The 19,166-nt window shown below is 31.8% G+C and carries 15 protein-coding genes; 6 read left to right on the forward strand and 9 right to left on the reverse strand.

Going from position 1 to position 19,166, the window contains the following annotated elements; all coding sequences use genetic code 11:
* Positions 1 to 3: 3 nt before the first annotated feature.
* A complete protein-coding gene (locus tag MLC35_RS05155; protein ID WP_151900501.1) occupies positions 4 to 324 on the reverse strand; it encodes a hypothetical protein in 321 nt (106 codons plus the stop codon).
* Between the two features lie 118 nt (positions 325 to 442).
* On the opposite strand from MLC35_RS05155, the gene MLC35_RS05160 reads away from it, so the two are divergent.
* Complete coding sequence (locus MLC35_RS05160) at positions 443 to 904, forward strand: hypothetical protein (protein WP_418641325.1); 462 nt, start codon at positions 443 to 445, stop codon at positions 902 to 904.
* Here MLC35_RS05160 and MLC35_RS05165 read toward each other — a convergent pair.
* From MLC35_RS05165 to MLC35_RS05175, 3 genes are all read right to left on the reverse strand, one after another.
* Positions 901 to 2,589 carry a protein adenylyltransferase SelO gene (locus tag MLC35_RS05165; protein ID WP_434638143.1) on the reverse strand — a complete coding sequence of 563 codons (1,689 nt, stop codon included), beginning with the start codon at positions 2,587 to 2,589 and terminating at the stop codon, positions 901 to 903. The genes MLC35_RS05160 and MLC35_RS05165 overlap by 4 nt on opposite strands.
* 992 nt (positions 2,590 to 3,581) lie before the next feature.
* Entirely contained in the window at positions 3,582 to 3,770 is a 189-nt protein-coding gene (locus MLC35_RS05170) for a hypothetical protein (RefSeq protein ID WP_434581511.1), read from the reverse strand.
* Positions 3,771 to 4,053: 283 nt separating this feature from the next.
* Entirely contained in the window at positions 4,054 to 4,356 is a 303-nt protein-coding gene (locus MLC35_RS05175) for a hypothetical protein (RefSeq protein ID WP_434581512.1), read from the reverse strand.
* A gap of 403 nt (positions 4,357 to 4,759) precedes the next feature.
* On the opposite strand from MLC35_RS05175, the gene MLC35_RS05180 reads away from it, so the two are divergent.
* Entirely contained in the window at positions 4,760 to 5,401 is a 642-nt protein-coding gene (locus MLC35_RS05180) for a hypothetical protein (protein WP_434581513.1), read from the forward strand.
* A 118-nt stretch (positions 5,402 to 5,519) separates the two neighbouring features.
* Here MLC35_RS05180 and MLC35_RS05185 read toward each other — a convergent pair whose 3' ends face one another.
* Positions 5,520 to 9,116, reverse strand: coding sequence for an AAA family ATPase (locus MLC35_RS05185; protein WP_434638145.1), 3,597 nt, complete (start codon positions 9,114 to 9,116; stop codon positions 5,520 to 5,522).
* A complete protein-coding gene (locus MLC35_RS05190) occupies positions 9,113 to 10,333 on the reverse strand; it encodes an exonuclease SbcCD subunit D C-terminal domain-containing protein (protein ID WP_434581515.1) in 1,221 nt (406 codons plus the stop codon). The genes MLC35_RS05185 and MLC35_RS05190 overlap by 4 nt, the downstream gene beginning before the upstream one ends.
* Positions 10,334 to 10,466: 133 nt before the next feature.
* Here MLC35_RS05190 and MLC35_RS05195 point away from each other — a divergent pair, with 133 nt between their 5' ends.
* From MLC35_RS05195 to MLC35_RS05205, 3 genes are read left to right on the forward strand one after another with little or no spacing between them, the layout of a single operon-like run.
* Complete coding sequence (locus MLC35_RS05195; protein WP_434638147.1) at positions 10,467 to 11,366, forward strand: WYL domain-containing protein; 900 nt, start codon at positions 10,467 to 10,469, stop codon at positions 11,364 to 11,366.
* On the forward strand, positions 11,366 to 14,827 hold the full coding sequence (locus MLC35_RS05200) for a hypothetical protein (protein WP_434638149.1): 3,462 nt from the start codon (positions 11,366 to 11,368) through the stop codon (positions 14,825 to 14,827). The genes MLC35_RS05195 and MLC35_RS05200 overlap by 1 nt, the downstream gene beginning before the upstream one ends.
* The gene (locus MLC35_RS05205; RefSeq protein ID WP_434638151.1) at positions 14,824 to 16,767 is read left to right on the forward strand and encodes a hypothetical protein; all 1,944 of its coding nucleotides are present in this window, start codon (positions 14,824 to 14,826) and stop codon (positions 16,765 to 16,767) included. Before MLC35_RS05200 ends, MLC35_RS05205 begins: the two co-directional genes overlap by 4 nt.
* A gap of 9 nt (positions 16,768 to 16,776) precedes the next feature.
* Here the strand turns inward: MLC35_RS05205 and MLC35_RS05210 are convergent, their stop codons facing one another.
* Complete coding sequence (locus MLC35_RS05210; RefSeq protein WP_434638153.1) at positions 16,777 to 16,902, reverse strand: hypothetical protein; 126 nt, start codon at positions 16,900 to 16,902, stop codon at positions 16,777 to 16,779.
* Between the two features lie 543 nt (positions 16,903 to 17,445).
* Here MLC35_RS05210 and MLC35_RS05215 point away from each other — a divergent pair.
* On the forward strand, positions 17,446 to 17,910 hold the full coding sequence (locus MLC35_RS05215; RefSeq protein ID WP_434638155.1) for a hypothetical protein: 465 nt from the start codon (positions 17,446 to 17,448) through the stop codon (positions 17,908 to 17,910).
* A 36-nt stretch (positions 17,911 to 17,946) separates the two neighbouring features.
* Here the strand turns inward: MLC35_RS05215 and MLC35_RS05220 are convergent, their stop codons facing one another.
* Positions 17,947 to 18,867: an IS3 family transposase gene (locus tag MLC35_RS05220; RefSeq protein ID WP_434638296.1), complete on the reverse strand. Its 921-nt coding sequence runs from the start codon at positions 18,865 to 18,867 to the stop codon at positions 17,947 to 17,949.
* Entirely contained in the window at positions 18,825 to 19,136 is a 312-nt protein-coding gene (locus MLC35_RS05225) for a transposase (protein WP_434636711.1), read from the reverse strand. The genes MLC35_RS05220 and MLC35_RS05225 overlap by 43 nt, the downstream gene beginning before the upstream one ends.
* Positions 19,137 to 19,166 lie beyond the last annotated feature (30 nt).

Here is a 19,166-nt window from a genome sequence, read left to right on the forward strand (position 1 = left end):
AACCTATTCATCATCCTCGTCGTCTTCAAAATCACTCAGATCAAATTCAATTTTTACAGGTTCTTCTACAACCTCTTTGATATCAGTGATGTTTTGGGGCGAAATATCAAGAGCCATTGCGACAAATGTTGCCAATGCGTTATCTTTTATAATTTCCTGGCATGTTTCAGAAGTATTGTAAATCGTAAGGATTTGATTTTTTGTAAGTACGTCACCTGGGTTTACCCCTAATTCTGCCGCAATATTATGCAAGTCCGGACGATTCAGCAAAACACCCTCAATTTTCATACAAAAGCCTGTTCTTAATTTTTTATTTGGATACATTGTTACTCCTATTCTTAAAATGTTTCTTTTGGTCGATTATAGCCAAAAAATTCAAGAAAAATATTTTGTTTGAATGGTATAATTTGACTTTAAAATAAAAAAGAGAAAAGAGAAAACAATGCACACATACCAAATTGCAGAATCAGTATTAGATGGCTATAAAAATGAAAAACTGACAGATGAAAGAGTTGATTTTTTAACAGCACAGGTTCATGAACAGCTTGATGAGATAGCCAAAAATAAAGCACTTTATGAAGATTTTTCAGCTCGGGCGAATGCACCAAAAAAGGTAGATAAAATTATTCTCTGGATACTTTTAATGTCAAATGAAAGCATATGCGACGACTATATAAGTGCGTGCAGCAAAAACTACAGAGAGATAATCCCTATAAGTGATTTAGCCGACTTGTTACTCTATGTAATACATTTGAAAAAAGTGCAAAACACTGAACTCGACGGTTTTGATTACTTGGTAGAATGTGAAGAAGCAGGCATAGAGGAAGTAGACCAGTATGCCTTTACAAATGCTCTGCTCTACATTCAAAAACTCAAAGAAAAAGAAGTGGAGATGCAGTTTTAGGAAGAACAGCTTACATGAGATATTCCTGCGACATCAAACAGTTCAGCAGGCTTTTCTCTGTAGTATTTTTCTTCTGTCTCCGATGACTGTTCGCTGTAGGGATCATTCATCACTTCCTGCAGCTCTTTTATAAGTGAATAATCTCCCTCCTGGGCCTTTTTGTATGCCGGAACTAGGAACCATTCACGGAGAATATATTTCGGATTGGTTTGTTTCATCTCTTTTGAGAGTTTTTTGCGGGACTCCGGAGTATCAATGTTAATGTTTGCTTTCCATTTTTCCAACCACTCGGTCCAGCTTTTTATAATCTTTTGATCATATAGAGAGTCACCGTAAAAGCTTTTCGCAATTGCGGAAATATTATCAGGTATGTCAGAGAGTTCACGAAAAAAGAGGGTATAATCGACCGAAGTCTCCATCATCAGTGTTATCAGTTCGTTAAACAAGGCTGCGTCAAAGGTTTTTAGACCCAGTTTGGCAGTCCACATCTGTATCATTTTAGTCTGCATGATTTTGGAAAAACCGTTCATAATTTCATCCAATTGTTGACTCTGCTTTTCATCTGTCTTGAGCAAAGGCTGAAGTGCCTTACAAAACATTTTGAAATTTTGTTCCCCGGCCTGAGGTTGATTCAAAAATGAAAAGTGTGCTCCGCCACCCGTCCAGGGTTGATAGCTTGGATCAAACATGTCTATAAATCCAAACGGACCGTAATCAAGGGTAAAACCGCCTGCAGCACAGTTGTCACCATTGAAATTTCCCTGGCAGTATCCGACACGAATCCAGTTTACTACAAGTGAAGTAAGGCGGGAGCGAAATTCACGGGCAAGCAGCACTGTTTTTTCTTCCAGAGGTAAATTTTTGTCTATTACATCACTGTATTCTCTTTCAATCAGGTGCAAGACAAGCATCTCAAGTTCCTCCATCGCCTTTGGATGCTCATTTTTACGTGCCCTTCTGGCGAAAAGTTCAAGTTGACCCACACGAAGAAAAGAGGGGGCAACACGTGTTGTGATGGCAACATTTTCTTCTATCATGACTTCCGGATCCCTTGAATAGGAACCGTTCATAAACCAGGGCCGTCTTACTGTTTGGGTTTTTGACATAGATAAACTTAAAGAGCGTGATGTGGGAACACCGAGGGCATACATGTGTTCTTGTGCCAAAAATTCTCTAACACTTGAACGCAGTACCGCACGACCGTCAGCTCCACGGCAGTAAGGGGTTCTCCCTCCGCCTTTGAGCTGCATTTCCCAGCGTTTGCCATTTATAACCCCTTCAAAAACAGATATTGCGCGTCCGTCACCATACCCGTTTCCTGTTTTAAAAGGACACTGCTCATAATACTCCGTACCGTAGATGGAAAGGGCATACCCTGTTGCCCAACCGGTACGACGCAAAGGCTCTTTTAGATGTGAAGTGTCACCCGAAAACATGCGTATAAAATCCTCAGATGCAGCCAAGTCATCATGCAGTCCAAGTTCCTTAAAGAAGGTTTTGCTGTGCGCAATGTAAACAGGATTTTCTATAGGAGTGGGTTTTACAGGAACATAGTGCCCGCTGAATACCTGTCTTGGTGCATGATCTGCCCCGTCTGCTGTAGCATTTGGATCAGGATTAAGTCTGTCCATTAGAGAATACTCAGCTAACTGTGCCAGATCATTGAGTGTTTTTATATCTTGCATATATTGTCCTTCATTTAAAATATAATATTTTATATCCCAAATAGCTTTGTAAGAGATAAATTATTGAAACTATTCTTTTCTAATAATAAACAGTGTATGTTTTGAGTACAATATGAACACTGATTTTAGAGATTTTTTTAGCCATATATGAAGGAATATTGAGTGAAAATACGAGTCTATTACGATTACCCTTATGTTTTATGTAAAACTCCTATTTATAGGCATCTTTAAGGATTTTTAGGACTTTAAAACTAATAAAAATAGCTTAAAATGTAGCATTTTTAAGCATTATTTGGCACAAATCTGGCACATAATGTCTAGGTGAATTACTATTTATACTTCTTGATAAAATATATATTTTTTGATACAGTATGACTATAAAAATTATTTCACTATTGCGAGAATGTTTAATGAGTGCAAGCAAAGAAGCTAGAAAATAGTGAGTGATGATATAAAGACAGTAGAATATGCTTTTCATAATTGGTATGTCTGTATGCAGAAGGCTTGATAGTAAACTATATCGTAGTTAGAAGTAGTATATCCGAGAAAAGGATAGCAAGGGTTATTTTTACTGTTGAACAAGAAATGAAAGCACAAAATATAATAAAAACAAAAATGGCTAAAATGATGAATACAAGTAGGGCAGTTGTTGACAGACTATTGAATCCTCAAAACCCATTTAATGACATCACAAACATTAGAATCAGCAATATCTGGCACTTGGTAAAAGATTGGATATAGCCCTAGTGCTTGGATATACTCTATCCTAATAGTTGAAATTAAAGTCTTTTGTATCTCTTGGGAAGAAGAATATTGCAACTTGAATTGGAAGCTTGAAGAGCAGGTTGTTTACAATTTGCCCATGCTCTTAATGATGTTAAGCAGTTTTAACTTTTCTTTTAAACAAAAATTCCGGAGTGAGGCGGGAGTAAGGAACTGTTGAAGGGCATAGAGAGTCGCAAAAAATCAGGCAGACCTCTGCGCTCTTGATTTTAAGACATCATAAAATATGTTATAATTCCGTCGTTTCGATCGGTCGGTCGATTCGTCTCTTCGCCTTTTACACGCTCAGCAAGAGCATACCCAGCTGTCGGTTGTGCTGTACAGTTTGTCCCATGCCAAATATGTGAGAGTTTTTGGTTTAGGTCAGGTATGAGAAGGTGATGAGAGCATAGTATCATCCACAGCGCCACTATCTGCGTGTAGTCGATTCCTCTTTTAGTTTCCCTGTGAGAACCAGCCGCAACTGTATCAATTTCTACTCTTTTTTCAATATATCAGGTACTCATTATGCCTTTTAACTATGATATTACTCATAAATGATATATCTACTTCATCAGACGCTTGATAATACGCCTATCGGTTTTTTGAACAATGAAAAGTGATTGAGTGAGGAACAGATACCAAGTGTTCCTTGAAAATTACTCAAATATATCCCAAAAAATTGGCAAATATTTGAATAATTTAAAGCCCAAACTTTTTTAAAACTGCTTGAGCTTTAGGATTGGTTACAGGTGGACGACAACCACCTTTTTTAAATTTGATTATTTCAGACGGAACATAAATTTTTTTATTATTTTCGTTAAAAAAGTGAATTCCCTCGATCAGGCGACCATCAGAAAGGTACTTTTTAAATGTACGTCTATCAATAGCAAGAAAATGTATAACTTCTTTTTCGATTGTAAGATCTGGTTTAAAAAGTTCAAGCTCTAATTTTAAATCAAGTACAACATCTAGGATTAAGTCGAGTTTAGCTTTCTCAGACATATTTACACTTCTTATTTACGAAAACATATGTTTTCACTATAAATTTTTTTCCCATTTTTACTTATATTTCTCTTTTAGTATATTGTATTTTATTAATTAGCAAATAATTAACTTTTAATATCTTATAGTAGATACACTTAAACTTTTCTTATAAAATACATATTAATATATTTTTTCTTTATTTTTTTCTTTTATTGTAAAAATATTTCTATATTATATGTAATTATTTTAATCTTAAATTTGATATACTTCAATATATTTTATAAAAGGAATTATCATTAATAAACCTCAAATTATTTCAAAAATATTAAAAATTGGGCTAAGTACGTATTATAAATATGTTAAGGAAGATGTTAAGATTGTCAAATTTCTACAAAAATTTGATATCAAAGATCTTGAAGAATTGCTAAATAGAGGGGAGATTTCCAAAATTAATAAATCACTTGATTTTTTGGATGAAATTTATGAAAGTAAAAAAATAGATTATTTGAATAATTTTTCTGAGTATACTTCAAATTACTCCTTATCCCAAGCTAACAGCTATTTTATTGTTTTTTATTTTTCATTTTTAGCCGAACTAAAAAGTTCTATTTTTAATAAGTCTAAAGTTGACCCATCACTATTTTCATCTTATTTTTACATTGTTGATTTTCAACAATTATTTCTAACTTTTTTTAATTATTTTAATCTTAATAGAAAAGTTTCAGATAAGGAGTTAATTATAAAGACTTCAATTATTTACAAGGCTTCAAAAATTGTTTTTAAAAATTGGGATAAAAACATGTTGCTTTTTTTAAGTAATGTTTTGCCAGATAATTTAATTGCTTTATATAATGAAAAAGATGATGCAAAAGATAAATTGGAATCAATATACCATATAATTGGCATTTATATTTTTTCAAATTCAAATTTTTCTAAACTAAATGATGATGAAAAATTAAATGAAATAAATAAACTTTTTAAAAAATATGAAGACTTACCATCATTTGCCAGAATGTCAAATTCTGTAGACACTATTTTAAAAAAATTAAATATTGTTTTTTAAATTTTTGTTCTCTCTTTTAAAGTCTCAATATTAGATATAATTAATCACTTTCAAGACCCGGAACTGCATACTAAAATGCTATAAACCTCATGCTCCAACAGGCTGTTTTTTTAACTATTTAAGAAATAATTTCTATACAACTTTCACCTCCTCCATTTTTTTGAATTCTGATTTGTAATGGTATCCTTTCTTTCATAGTTTCAACATGAGATATAACCCCAATCATTTTTCCTTGACTTTCAAGCATATTAAGGGCATTAAGTGCAACGTCAAGTGTTTCAGTATCAAGTGTCCCAAAACCTTCATCAAGAAATAGTGAATCAATTGATATTTTTTGACTTGCAAGTTCTGATAATCCAAGTGCAAGTGAAAGACTTACTAAAAAACTCTCACCACCAGAGAGTGTGTTAGAGGGGCGTATTTCATCACCTTGATACCTGTCAATTATTGCAATTTGTAGCTGTTGTGCTTCTTTTTGTAATCGTACGATAGAGTACCTATCAGAGAGTGAAACCAAATGTTTATTTGCGATATATACAAGGTTATCAAGTGTAATTCCTTGGGCAAATTTTGCGAATTTTGCTCCATCAGCAGAGCCTATAAATTCATTTAATTTATCCCAAACTGCTTGATCTTTGTGTAGTTTTGAAAGTTCATTAAGTTTTTCTTTGTGATTTTTTCTATTTTTTGTATCTGTATCAAGTCTGTTTTTAACTCCACCAATCTCTTCTAGAAGGGCATTATAAAGTATCTCATGTTTTTTTATATCTTCTTGAAGTGTATCTAATGATTTTTCTGTTATATCACTTTTTTGAAGTTCTGTAAGTTTTTCATGAGCATCTTTTTTTCTTGTTTTTATTTCAGTAAGTTTGGTCTGTATTTTATTATGCAGTGATTGTAACTCTTCGAGTTCTTTTTCTGGAAGTAGGGCTTGAACAAGTACTGTTTCATCTTTAAAATCATACTCTTGTAATTTTTGAGTAAATATTTTATTTATCTCTTCATTTTTCTTTTGTATCTCTTTATGCTCTTCGTTTTGATCTTTCAATAACATATTTTTATTTTCAAGATTATTATTATTTATATTGTAATCATTGATTATACTATTGTAAGATTTTTCTATTGTACTCCATTTTTGTTTGAGTGTTGTAAAGTAAATCTCAACATCTTCTACATCTAAAACAGATTTTATCTCTTCTTTTGTTGCCTGCGCTCGCGTTTTAGCTGATTTTAGCTCTTTTTGAAGTTGAGTAAGTAGCTCTTTTTTGCTCTCTATAGCACTTGTGCCTGTGTTGATTTTTAAATCTATGTCAGTAGATTGTTGTGTGAGTTCTTTAATGAGTTTCTCATTGTCTTCAAAGGCTTTTTTTCGCTGCATAAGTTGTTTTAATCCTAATTGCAGCGAGTCATTATCAAAATTTAGATTATATTTTTCCCAGTATTGTTTTAATTTTAGAGAATCTTCATTAAGTTTATTTTGTTGTTTTTGTAGATTTTCTTGCTTGTTTTTGAGATTAATTTCAAGTTGTGATGCGTTGTTTGTAAGCGTATTAAGGTATTGTTCTTTTTCATGTAGAGTTTTATTTTGGTTCTCTTTTTCTTTAAGCAGCTCATCTTGTTTTGTGCGTAAATCAGCTAACTCTAAAAAATATTTTTCTATCTCCTCAAGCTCTTTTTTGATATTTTTTTCACTCTCTTGTGTAGGTGTAATATTGTGGTGTTTAAAATATTCATTGTGTGTTGTTATTTTGTCGTTAATTTTTTGATACTGTTGATTTGAAGTTTCTTCAAGTGTTGTTATCTTAGTCAGCTCCATCTCTAAGTTTTTTAATTTCTGTTTTTCTTGGGAGAGTTCATCTTCAAGTGTAGTAATTTTATTTTCAGTATCTGAGAGTGCAGATATGAGGCTGTGTTCAATGTAAGGATGCTCTGTAGATCCACATAAATAACATGCTTCCCCTTTTTGAAGTCTTTTTCTGTCCTCTTCATATTTTTGAATGAGTATTTCATTCTCTTTTTTTTCTTTAAGTGTTTTGAGATGTTCCTCTTTTAGTTGTATTGTATCGTTGAGAGTCTTTATTTCTTTGTTTAGAGATTTGATATCATTTTGGTATTTTTGAAGGTTGCTTTCTTCTATTTTTAGCAGCTTAGTATCGTTTGCATGCTCTTCAATCTTCAAAAGTATCTCTTTGTTGGTTTGCCTTGATTTTGTGAAGTCTTCCTCTTGAGATTCAAGTTCCTTAAGCTTATCATTAGCTTCTTGATAGTTTTTATCTATCAAATCTACACTATTTTTTAATTTTTCAAATGCATTGTTTTGCTGATCTAAATTACTTTGAATCTCTTTTTGCTCTTTTTGCATATTCTCAATACTTTGTTCTATATCGAGAATTTCTTGAGAACTTTTTTCGTAATTTTCAAGTAAAGTAGAAAGATCTTTTATATCTGCTGTGAGTGCAGCATCTGTGTTGTGTTCATTTTTAAATTTTTCAGATTCTAAAAGTTCATTTGCAATTTTTTGTTTATTTTGAGAGAGTATATGTAACTTAGCTTCTAAATCAGTAATTGCTTGTTCGTTTTTTGCAATATCTGATGTTTTTGATTCTATTTGAGTAACTATTTCTTGTAGTTTTTGCTGTAATACTTTTACTTGCTCTATTTTCTTACTCTCCCTCTCAAACTCTGTTTTTCCTTGCGTATGGCTTTGTGTGATCTCTCTCTTTTTAGTTTCAAGTATATTTTTTTCTTTTTGAAGCTCCTCAATTTCTATGTGAAGCTGTTTTGATTTTTCTTCACTCTCTTTAAGAGAAGTTTGTAATCTGTTTTTTTCTTCATATTCACTTTTTAGATGCAATGCTTTTGTCGCAAGTTCAAGCTTTTTAAATGTATCTTTGTTTTGTTCTATCTCTTGTTGGATTTGTGCATTTTCTTTGGTATATGTTTCTAGCTGCTTTTGTAAAGAGATTAATTCTTGCTTTTTGTTGTAAGCCTCTTGGAGTTGCTCTTTTTTCTTTTTTTCCTCTTGCTTTTTGTTGTTTTTTTCTTCAAGCTCTTTTTCGAGTTTTTCTCTTTCATCTTCTGATAGACATCCTATGCTCTCAAGCTGAGTTTTGAGTGAGTTTATTTTTTCATTTGCACTTTTTGTTTTTTCATGGACCATTTTAGAAATTTCACTATATATACGAGTTCCTGTAATCTTTTCTAAAAGCTTAGAGCGATCTTTCTCTTCAGCCTTTAAAAATGCATCAAATCCCCCTTGAGCTAACATCATAGATTGTGAAAAACGCTCAAAATCTAGTCCTGTAATCTGCTCAACCTCTTTTGGTACTTTGCTTGTTTTTGACTCAATGATTTTTTCATCAGGAAGTGAGATAAGCTCCATTTTTGCTTGTTGAAAATTACCGTTAGCCTTTCCTCTTGCTCTGCGAAGTGTCCAAGTTGAGCGGTAAAGTTTTTGATTGACTTCAAACTCCACTTCACACATCGCATCGCCTGTTCCTCTAGAGACAATTTCATGAACCTCTGCACCTTTTGAGAGTCGTGCTGTTCGTCCATACAGTGCACAGCTAATCACATCAAGGAGTGTTGTTTTTCCGGCACCCGTTTCACCTGTAATTGCAAATAAAGAGTTGCCTTTTAAAAAAGAGATAAAATCTATCTCATTTTCTCCTTTAAGTGAATTGATATTTTTTGATCTTAATCGTAAAATTTTCATATTGTAACTATCTCCTCTTCAATCTCTTTAAATCTCTGAATCAATTTATCACGCAATTTTGCATCATCCATTGCATCAAGTTCTAATCTTTTTTGAAATATCTCAAATGGGGTAATTGTATCAAGATCAACGAGTTGCATTTTTATATTTTTTGCTGAAGCACTTGAGCGTGCTATTTTTTTAGCTAATATTACAATATTGTTCTCATCGGCATATGTTTGTATCTCTTGGAGGGCAGTATAGGTATCATCATCGCTAATCTCAATCTCAACCCATCCCTCTTTATCTCCAATATTTTGAAGAGATTGAAGAATCTCTTCTTTTGATCCTTTAAGTCTGTAAAGCTTTCTAAAAAGAGGAATATCAACCTCTTGTATAGATCTTTTTACTCCTTCAAAAGTAATAATTGTTACTTTTTTTTGGTTATTTGCCTCGCTAAAACTCAAAGGAATAGGGGAGCCACTATATCGTACATGTTCATAAGTGTCACCAACTTTTTGACTTTTATGCAGATGACCAAGTGCTACATAATCAAAACGCTCAGCTAAAAAGCCACTTGGAATATTCATAGTATTGCCAATATATAAATCTCTTTCAGAATCACTGACTTTTCCTCCAACGGTTGTAAAATGACCGGTAGTGATTACTGGTATATCTCTATTTCCATCAAGAGCATTTTGTGCCAAATCAGCAATATTATTGTAATAATTTTGCATCCCTACAACTAATGCCATCTCTTTTTCTTCATAAGATTGACCACCAAGTCCTTTTCGTATTACTCCATCTCGTAAGAATGGCACAGCACACACAACACCTGCAAGGTTTTTCTCATTATCATAAAGTTTAATAATGCGTTCATCATCACTCTCCTCTCCACTGGAGATTACATGTACATCAACTATTTTAAGAACCTCTTTGGGTGCATTGAGTGTTGCAATGGAGTCATGGTTTCCTGCTACTACAATAGTTGTTGTGCAAGGTGTTTTTTGTAAATCTTTAAAGAAAGTGTAGTAGAGTTCAAGAGCATAATTTGGAGGTGTTCCTGTATCAAAAATATCTCCTGCAATTATGAGTGTATCTATGTTGTGTTTTTTTATTGTTTCTAAGAGCCAGCTAAGAAATGCTTGGTGTTCTTCTTCTCTGCTTTTTCCCATAAATTTTTGACCTAAATGCCAATCAGATGTGTGAAGTATTTTAAGTGGTTTTTTCTTTTTCATCGTATATTCCTGCAGATTTATTAAGAAAATGATAGCAAAATAGAAGTATTATGTCAATAAATTTCCATATATTGTTGATTAAATAGAAAAAATATGTTATTATTTTTCTAAAATAATCTGTTAGGGAAAATATATGCAAGAGCGTATTGCTACAATTTATGAAGAGCTTTATAGCGGAGTAAAAAACAAACACTATTTTGCGAATAAATTCAATGTTACGACAAAAACGATTGAAAATACTATTGCTAAAATAGAAGATATTATATATGATAAAAAATTATCCGCTTACCGCTTTGCTACTTTGTTACCCAAGTATATTCACCATAATTTAGTAGTAAGATTACTGCAAAACAGTATAAGCAATGAAATTGCAAAAGATGACTTTTTAACAATTAGCAATATTCTTAAAGAAAATAAAGAGATTCTTTTGCCAATGATACCAACACAAGTACTCTCTTCTTTGACTAAAAAGCTTATTATGTTGGAAGTTGCAATATGTTCAAACTGTATCATAAAAGTTGAGTATATAAGCAATAAAAAGCCTATGGAAATAAAATATATAAAACCCCATAAAATCAATACATCGGAAAATTCTTACTATCTTTATGGAAGCTATGATGAGCAAAACAAAAACAATATTGGTGAGTATAGATCGTTTGCAGTAAACAGTATGCACAACATCACTCCCGTAGAGTGGTTAAAGGGTGAAAAATTTTTTATAGAGGGTATTGGGAATGCCTATGGAATGATTACAAAGGAGAAGTTTGTTACATTAAAACTCACGGCAAGTGCAGCCAATTATTTTAAAAGAGAGCGACAATTTAGCAAAGAGCAATATGATTTTATTTTAGAAGAAGCTGATGGAGCGGTTGTAATGAAGATGTACTATAACAACTTGCAAGAGGTTATTAAACTGGTGCAACAGTGGATGCCATATATTTGTATTGAAAACAATCCAAACCTTGCACAAAAAGTTTATAGAATAATTCAAAAAAATATGGATGTTTTGTTAAAAAATTATGAGGAGGCATGATGAACAGTAACAACAAATACCCTACAACAGAATATGCAAAGAGTTTGCTTTATAAGTATATTCCCCAAAACAAGAGTGATAAACATGGATTATTTCTTTTTCCTTTACAAACAGGCAGTGGAAAGACACATGCCACCATCCAATACATGAAAGAAAGTGTTGAAAAAGAGAGTAATACTACAGTTATTTATACTGTAAATACAAAACATAATTTACAAGATAGCTACAACAAGCTTGTAAAAATTTTAAATGATGAAGATAAATCCAAGGTAATTATGCTTAAAAATAATTTTGAGTCAATCGTTGATGCTTTTATAGATCATACACAAAAGATAAAAGATTTTAAAATTTTACCAAACTTTAAAGAATTCAACTCATTGCAAGATAGTATTGAGTTAATCAAAAAATCGCCTGATTTAAAAAGAGAAAAATCGATTCGAGATGCTGTTGAATCTAATAACAGAGCATTAAAAAAAGAGATATATCGATACTATAAGTTTGATGAAATCAAAGATAAAGAACAGTTTTTATATGAAGTGGGTCTTTTATATTCTAGTGTAAAATTGCATGAGTATAAAGCTATATTTATGACAACACACAAGCTCTACTATCCAATGTTTGGTCTTGATGGAAATTATACTCTTTACACACACAAACACTTCAAAAACTGTGTGCTTTTTTTTGATGAATTTGATGCACAAAAAAAGATTTTATTAGAAACAATTATACAAGATAAGGTAAAAAGTTCCTATGAATTTTTAGACCTATTTAAAAGTATTGTAAGCACATTCAAAACCAAACAGTTTCATAAAAAGTATAAAATTGATGAAACTGCTTATCAAGAAGTTAAACAGACGAGTGAAGATATATATGACAAATATTCAATTCAGTATGGCTTTAAATATAAATTTGAAAATGAGATGCAAAATGAATCTATCTTAATGGATTCCACACTCTCAAATATCGTGTATGGAAAAGATAACGCAACAAAGATAGATACAAAAAAGAATCAATCAACCCATATAAATATTATTGCAAAGGAGGGGGATCTTTCATTTGCAAACTTATTGAGGGATGTTAGTCGTTTTTTGCGTCGTTTTATTGGAATGATGCGAAGTGCTGTAAAGGCAGAAGTCAGTTTTATTTATCAACAACAAAAAAATAACAATATACCTCTTTATGAGAAAAAAACAAATGTTGAGATAATTCAGAGAGTTGTCAATGATATTATCAAAGAGTTTGGTTACACAATCGAGGATAGGCACTATAAGTATTTACAAGATGTCATCGTGAATGGTTTGTATGAGACACAAAAAGGTTTTAAATCATCAAGGGCTGAACTTTATGAAGATGGCTTTAAAATTGTTAATATTTCACAAATGGATAGAGATTCAAAAACAAATAATTTTGAGTTTTTTGAACTCAACGATAGCCCAGAAAACTTTATGAAAAATTTGTGCAATCATCTCTTTGTTGTCGGTATTTCAGCAACAGCTGCTATTAATACACTTATGAGAAATTTTGACCTATCTTATTTGGCATCAAAAGTAAATTTTATAATCCCAGACAAAGAGGAATTAGATGCAATGGACTCTTTGTATATTGAGGCAAAAAATCAAAAAAATAGGCAAATAGAGATAAAGCATATTCATATAAAAGAAAATGCATCTGAAATTGTTAAGGAGTATTTCGGTGGTATTTTCTCATTATATGATGTAATTGAGCCGATGTTGCAAAAAGATTCAGATAAGTTTCAATTTTTAAGACTAATGCGAATAGTTGATGCGTATAGAGAGTTTTTACTTCATGATGAAATTGAGAGTTTTATGTGTTTGCTTCCTGCCTTTTTAAAACAAGAAGAACTCATATTTAGTCCAGAGAATCTTGCAAAGTGGATCTATATCATGATGAAAGAAAATTATGAGATTTTTAATCCAAAAATTCAACAATGGATAGATCAATTAAAACTTTTAGAACGGGAGCTTCATGGTGATTTTATAGGCGAATTAGTGCATGAACATAGATTGTTTTACATATATAACTCTGAGGATAACAATAAAGAGAAATATCAAGAGATGTTTGATAAGGAAATAGAGAAAAAATCAAAAGTTTTTATTATTAGCACATACCAAACCATAGGTATTGGAGCAAATTTAGAATATGAAAGAGATGGTATAAAAAAAGACTATGATGCAATTTATTTAGATAAACCAACAGCTTTTACTCAAAGAGGTTTTGAAGATGATCAATATGGAAGTGCAAAAGAAAAACAGGTGAGAGCTATATTTGAAGTTGAATCACTTTTTTATAAAGGATATTTTCCAGTTTCAGAGTATAGAAGGTATCTAAAAAATATTTTAAACAAAATGCCAAGCATGATGTCATATTTAAAATTAAATGATAGCCACAACAGTATTATGACTACTATTATTCAGGCGATTGGGAGATTGTATCGTACCGATAAAGACAGTTCAAAAATGTTTATCTATTTAGATAGTGAAATTCTTCATTCTGTAAAAAATTTCGATACAACAAATCAAACTTTACTCCCTGCAGTAAAAAAACTTATAGATTATACAAATAATCTTAAGATTGAAATGAATGATGAAGAGAGTAGGGGAGTACAAGAGAGCATAAACAGATTTCAAGAACGAAATATCAGAACAAGGCAAAAAATCAACTATATGTTACATGTTTTTTATGGGAATGAAAAAAATGTTAATAGTCATACTGTTCAACAGTGGGAAGAAACAAGAAAATATTTACTCCAAAATCCAACAGTAAATACAGATGCCATAGAGTTTGATTTTTGCTACTCAAAAATGCCAAAAAAATATAGGAACAATAAATATTACTACTATGAACAAAAAGATGATTATGGAGAAGTTAAAATATATTTTGAAGATAGTTTTAAAAAAACAAAGGTCTCTCCAGAGAGCGTAATGCTTGATGTTATTGCAAATACTCAAGAGCTTCAAGAGTGTGTTAAACAAAATAATATTTGCTTAGAGTTTAAGTATGATCATCTAATGATCCCTATCGCCTTTAACAATCTCTACAAAGGTGCATTGGGGGAAGTTATTGGAAAATATCTGGTTGAAAAAGAGTGTGGTGTAGATCTGCATAGTTTTAATGTAAATAATGGTGATGAGTATGAACGATTTGATTATAAACTAGAAGATGATAGTTGTTATTTTGATTTTAAATACTACTCCCAACAAACCATAGAAACATACACACAAAAAGAGCTACGAGATAAAGCAGCAGTAAAACTTGCCAATATGGATGCCAATAAAGCACTTATTATCAATATTTTTGCAGAGATACCAGCAGGCAAAAGCAGAAAGCCTTTTGTAGATAAAAATATTATGATAGTCCCTTTTTTAATCGATATTACAAACAGAAAAACCCCTATTGTAGATAAACAAATGATGCAATACATAAAGGATTTTATCAAATGAGACTTGAGACAATAACAAATAAGATTAGTGTAAAAATAAACTATGGAAAACTCTTAGAGAGATACCACATATATAAAATTCGCAACAGCAGTAAAAATGCAAAAGAGTATCAGCTATTTTACTCCCAAATGAGAAAAAATATAAAGCCCTTAGCTCACGCAGTCGATGGAAAATATACACTGGTTGTGCTTCGTGAAAGTGGATTGGTCAGAAAGTATGCTGATAGCTATGCAATGACAGAGTTACATTACACAGAGATACAAAGAGAAAAAGAGTATATTTTGCTTCGATTGTTAAACTCTCTTTTGGCAAAGGAGTCAGCTTATTTTGAGATAGAAAATGATGTGTATGGGCTTTACTATCTTGTTGATGTGCAATCTAGTAAACTTTTAGCGATAAATATCTCTATTGACAGAGATATGTTTCTCTCTTTAAGAGCAACAACTTTTATAAAATCTAAAGAGAAAAAAGATGGGTATAAAATTTATGAAAACAAACTTATTAAGGCGTTTGATGAAGAAGGACTCTATAAAAAAGGCAACTACCGCAATAAAAAATCTTCATATAGATTTTTAGGGCTTATGAAAAACAGTAAAAAAGATTTGATTCAAAACAGTAAAGTCTATGTTCTCATACAATATCTCAAAGAGATGCAAAGATGTTTTGGCGAGATAGTAACAATCGATTTTCATACGATAAATACAAAACTTTATGCCAACGGTAGCGATGAAAAAGACAGAAAGCAGAAGTTAGAAGATCAAGTAAAACAAGCCATAGCAATGCTAAAATCGATCTATATTGTAAATTACACCGATAAAGACCTAACAAAAGAGATAGAAGAACTACAAGCACAAATAGCAAACTATATGGGAAATTCGTTACATGTAAACATCTCTCATCAAATCCAAAAAAACAGCTACAACCTTACTATCACATACGATGAAGATTATTATAAGAGTAAAAAAATAGATGACCCCTATACTCTTCTTCATCAAGATAAAAAGAGCATAGTTCAAAATATTACCATTGAAACGCTAAAAAAAGTTATAAAAAACACTAAATTACTTTATGTATTATTAAAAGAGCTTGTCATTAAACACGAGATAGCCAATCAAACCCTTTTAATGCCATACAATAAGCTGACAAATCAAATAACAGCTATCTATCCACATAAAATCAAAGATGAAAAAGGTAAAAGTAACTATCAATTTTACAAAGCGATTATAGAGGGACAACATATAGAGTATGCCGAGCTTTCTAATGAAGAACAAGCCATTTGCATGGAGATCGCTTTTTACTCTAGGAATAACAATAGAGATTTGGAAGCGATACTATTTAGTGAAGATGATATAGGGTATGTCGTAAAAAGCAAAGAGTTTCCTTTACCAAAAATTCAAGAGATTGGGCGATTGCTTCAAGAGCATAATCAACCAAAATATTTACATTACAAAAAGATTATAGAGATTTGGGACAATGTTTATGCAGATGAAAAAGCAGATTTAAAAGAAAAGCTTTTACAAGAGATGGAAAAACTCAAAGATCCAGTAAGTGGTGAAGTGTTATTAACAGCACTACACTTGGGTAAAAATAATAACGCTTTTAAAGAAGCTCTTGAAAAATTTACCAGCAAAAAGTTAATAGTAAGTCTCAAAGGTAAAAAAGAGAACAGACACTGTATAGAATCGTTAGTAGGGATCCGATACAGCGAAGAGGAGTCCAAATACTATGTAGGCAGATTGAGTAACATTCCAGAAAGCATTGAAAAAGCAAGTCCCTTACGAGAAGTTTATGCCTATAAAGGAAAAAATCTCCTCAACACCATTTTACCAATGTTAGATGAGTATTTTGTAAAAAATGGAGATTTTACTGTTTTACCATATCCTCTTAAATATGTGAGAGAGTATTATAAAACTAAAATTACATCTCAAGGAGAAATTTGACTATTTTTTTCACTTCGTATTACTTCTGTAATATAAAATTGTGCCATGCACCATTTTTACATCCTCAATCATTCTTACAATTTCTGCTTCTAATATTGTTCTTGATTTTGCGCTTAAGAGGAAATGTTGTGCCATTTAGGAATCTTTTGTTTATATATGTAATAATTACACATAAATCTATCCGTCATTCCGCAGTAAATTTTTTTATTTTTTGTGAGGTGTTTATTTTAGGGACTCTTTGAGCTGAAAAATTCACATTAACCGTTTTTATTTTATATAAAAAGAAGATTTAGACTTTATTGAATTCCCTAAAATAGGGACTTTTTGGATTGTTAATTTTTTTACTGCGGAATGTCGGATCTATATAAGATGAAGCTTAAATAAAACATATTAATGTATATAAAAGTTGTTTTGTAGTAGGATGTAGATATGTAATTAAAAAATATAATAAATAAGACACATAGCCTTATTGAAGCAAAAGAGATGAAAAAAATATCTCAAAGCAACATGCCAAAAAAACTAGGTATTTCACCATGAACCTATACGAAATATACAAGAGGCACGAATGAATCTCTTGCTATGAAAGTACTATTAAGTATTTGAAATCTTTTAGATGATGATGGAATTGTTAAAGTGGTTAAAATGTGGGAAGAAAATATAAATGAGGATTTGTAAATAATGCAAGAAAAATTTAAAGAATTTATTTTAAATGATATATTTTGGTTTAATAAGAGCGAATTGAATTTCGGTATTTATAAAATATTCAGACAAAAAGAAGATTTTATAACAAAAAGTCTTGACACTATTGTTTCTACTATTGAAAAAGAATTATCCGATACAAATGAAGAAGATTTTGAAGAATTAAAAAATAAGATAGTCGAATATATTCCTCCTAAAAAAGCAAAAGAGTTATCGATAGACTCTTTAGATGAACTGAGAGATGCGATAGAAGAGTTTGGATATGGCGATAAAGAAGCTTTGTTATCGGAGTTATCTGCATTGGTGTCTGAAGATAAGTATGATTCTACAAAAGTTTATGAATATTTATACCAATTTTTCAATCTCTATTATGAAAAAGGGGATTTTGGCTATACGCCAAGAAGTTTTAGATCTTATACAGTTCCTTACAAATATGAAGAGTGATGTGTCAACCCTATTTCATACTTATCCATAAAGATTCTAAGCTGCTGTTTCAACTTGTAACATCATTTTTTCTTCAAACTCGACAGGTGATAGATTTCCATTTGCAGAGTGCATTCTCTGTCGGTTATAATAAACTTCGATATACTCGAATATAGCCTGATTAGCTTGTGCTTTTGTCTCGAAAATCTCATGATAAATGAGTTCTGTTTTTAGTGTATGAAAAAAGCTTTCTGCCACCGCGTTATCCCAACAGTTCCCTTTGCGTGACATACTCTGAATTATGCCATGTTGTTGTAATAAATCCTTGTGAGAGTATGAAACATATTGACTACCTCGATCAGTATGCCAAATCAAACCTTTTGCTGGTTTTCTTGCAGTGAGTGCCATATTTAAGGCATCATTTACAAGTGATACTTTCATCGTGTCATCCATTGACCAACCAACAATGCGACGGGAGTATAAATCCATTACAGTCGCTAAATATAGCCAGCCTTCATTTGTTGGAATATAAGTTATATCTCCAACATATTTCTCATCAGGATAAGAAGCATAAAAATCTCTGTTTAAAATATTCGGTGCAACTGGTAGATTATGATTGGAGTTTGTTGTATTGATTCTATAGCGTTTTTTCGTCTTTGCAACAAGTCCCAGCTCACACATTATACGCCCTATGCGACGACGAGAAACAACAAATCCATACCTTTGTACCAGTTTATCTTTAATTCGTCGGGTACCGTAGTTCTCTCTTCCCTGCATAAAGATAATTTCAATGAGTTCATTAAGTTTTTTATCTATCTGTTGCATCTGGCATCCTTGCTTTATCCAGTGGTAATAACTTGCTTTATCGACTTGAAGTATTCTACACATCACTGCTATTTGAAACTCGTTTGAGTGTTCTTGTATCCATGCGTATTTTACAGAGTTTCTTTTGCGAAATACGCGGTTGCCTTTTTTAATATGTCACGTTCCTGCTTGAGGAGTTTGTTCTCTGCACGCAGGCGTTTATTTTCCTCTTCTGCGGTTTCTTTAATGCTGTTGCTTCTTGTAAACCCACCTCTTGGTGCTATGGGAATATTATTGGCTTTTTTATACTCTCTAACCCAATTATAAAGCGTTTTTTCATTAACATCCAAGTCCCTAGCAATCTTTGCTGTTGACTCTTCTGAATTTAAAACTAACTGCACACTGGAATCTCTAAACTCTCTTGTATATTTACTGTTTCTCATCTTCTCTTTTTCCTTACTCATACTGATATT

The organism is Sulfurimonas sp. NW7 (assembly GCF_051132265.1).
In the GTDB taxonomy this organism is placed as follows: domain Bacteria; phylum Campylobacterota; class Campylobacteria; order Campylobacterales; family Sulfurimonadaceae; genus Sulfurimonas; species Sulfurimonas hydrogeniphila.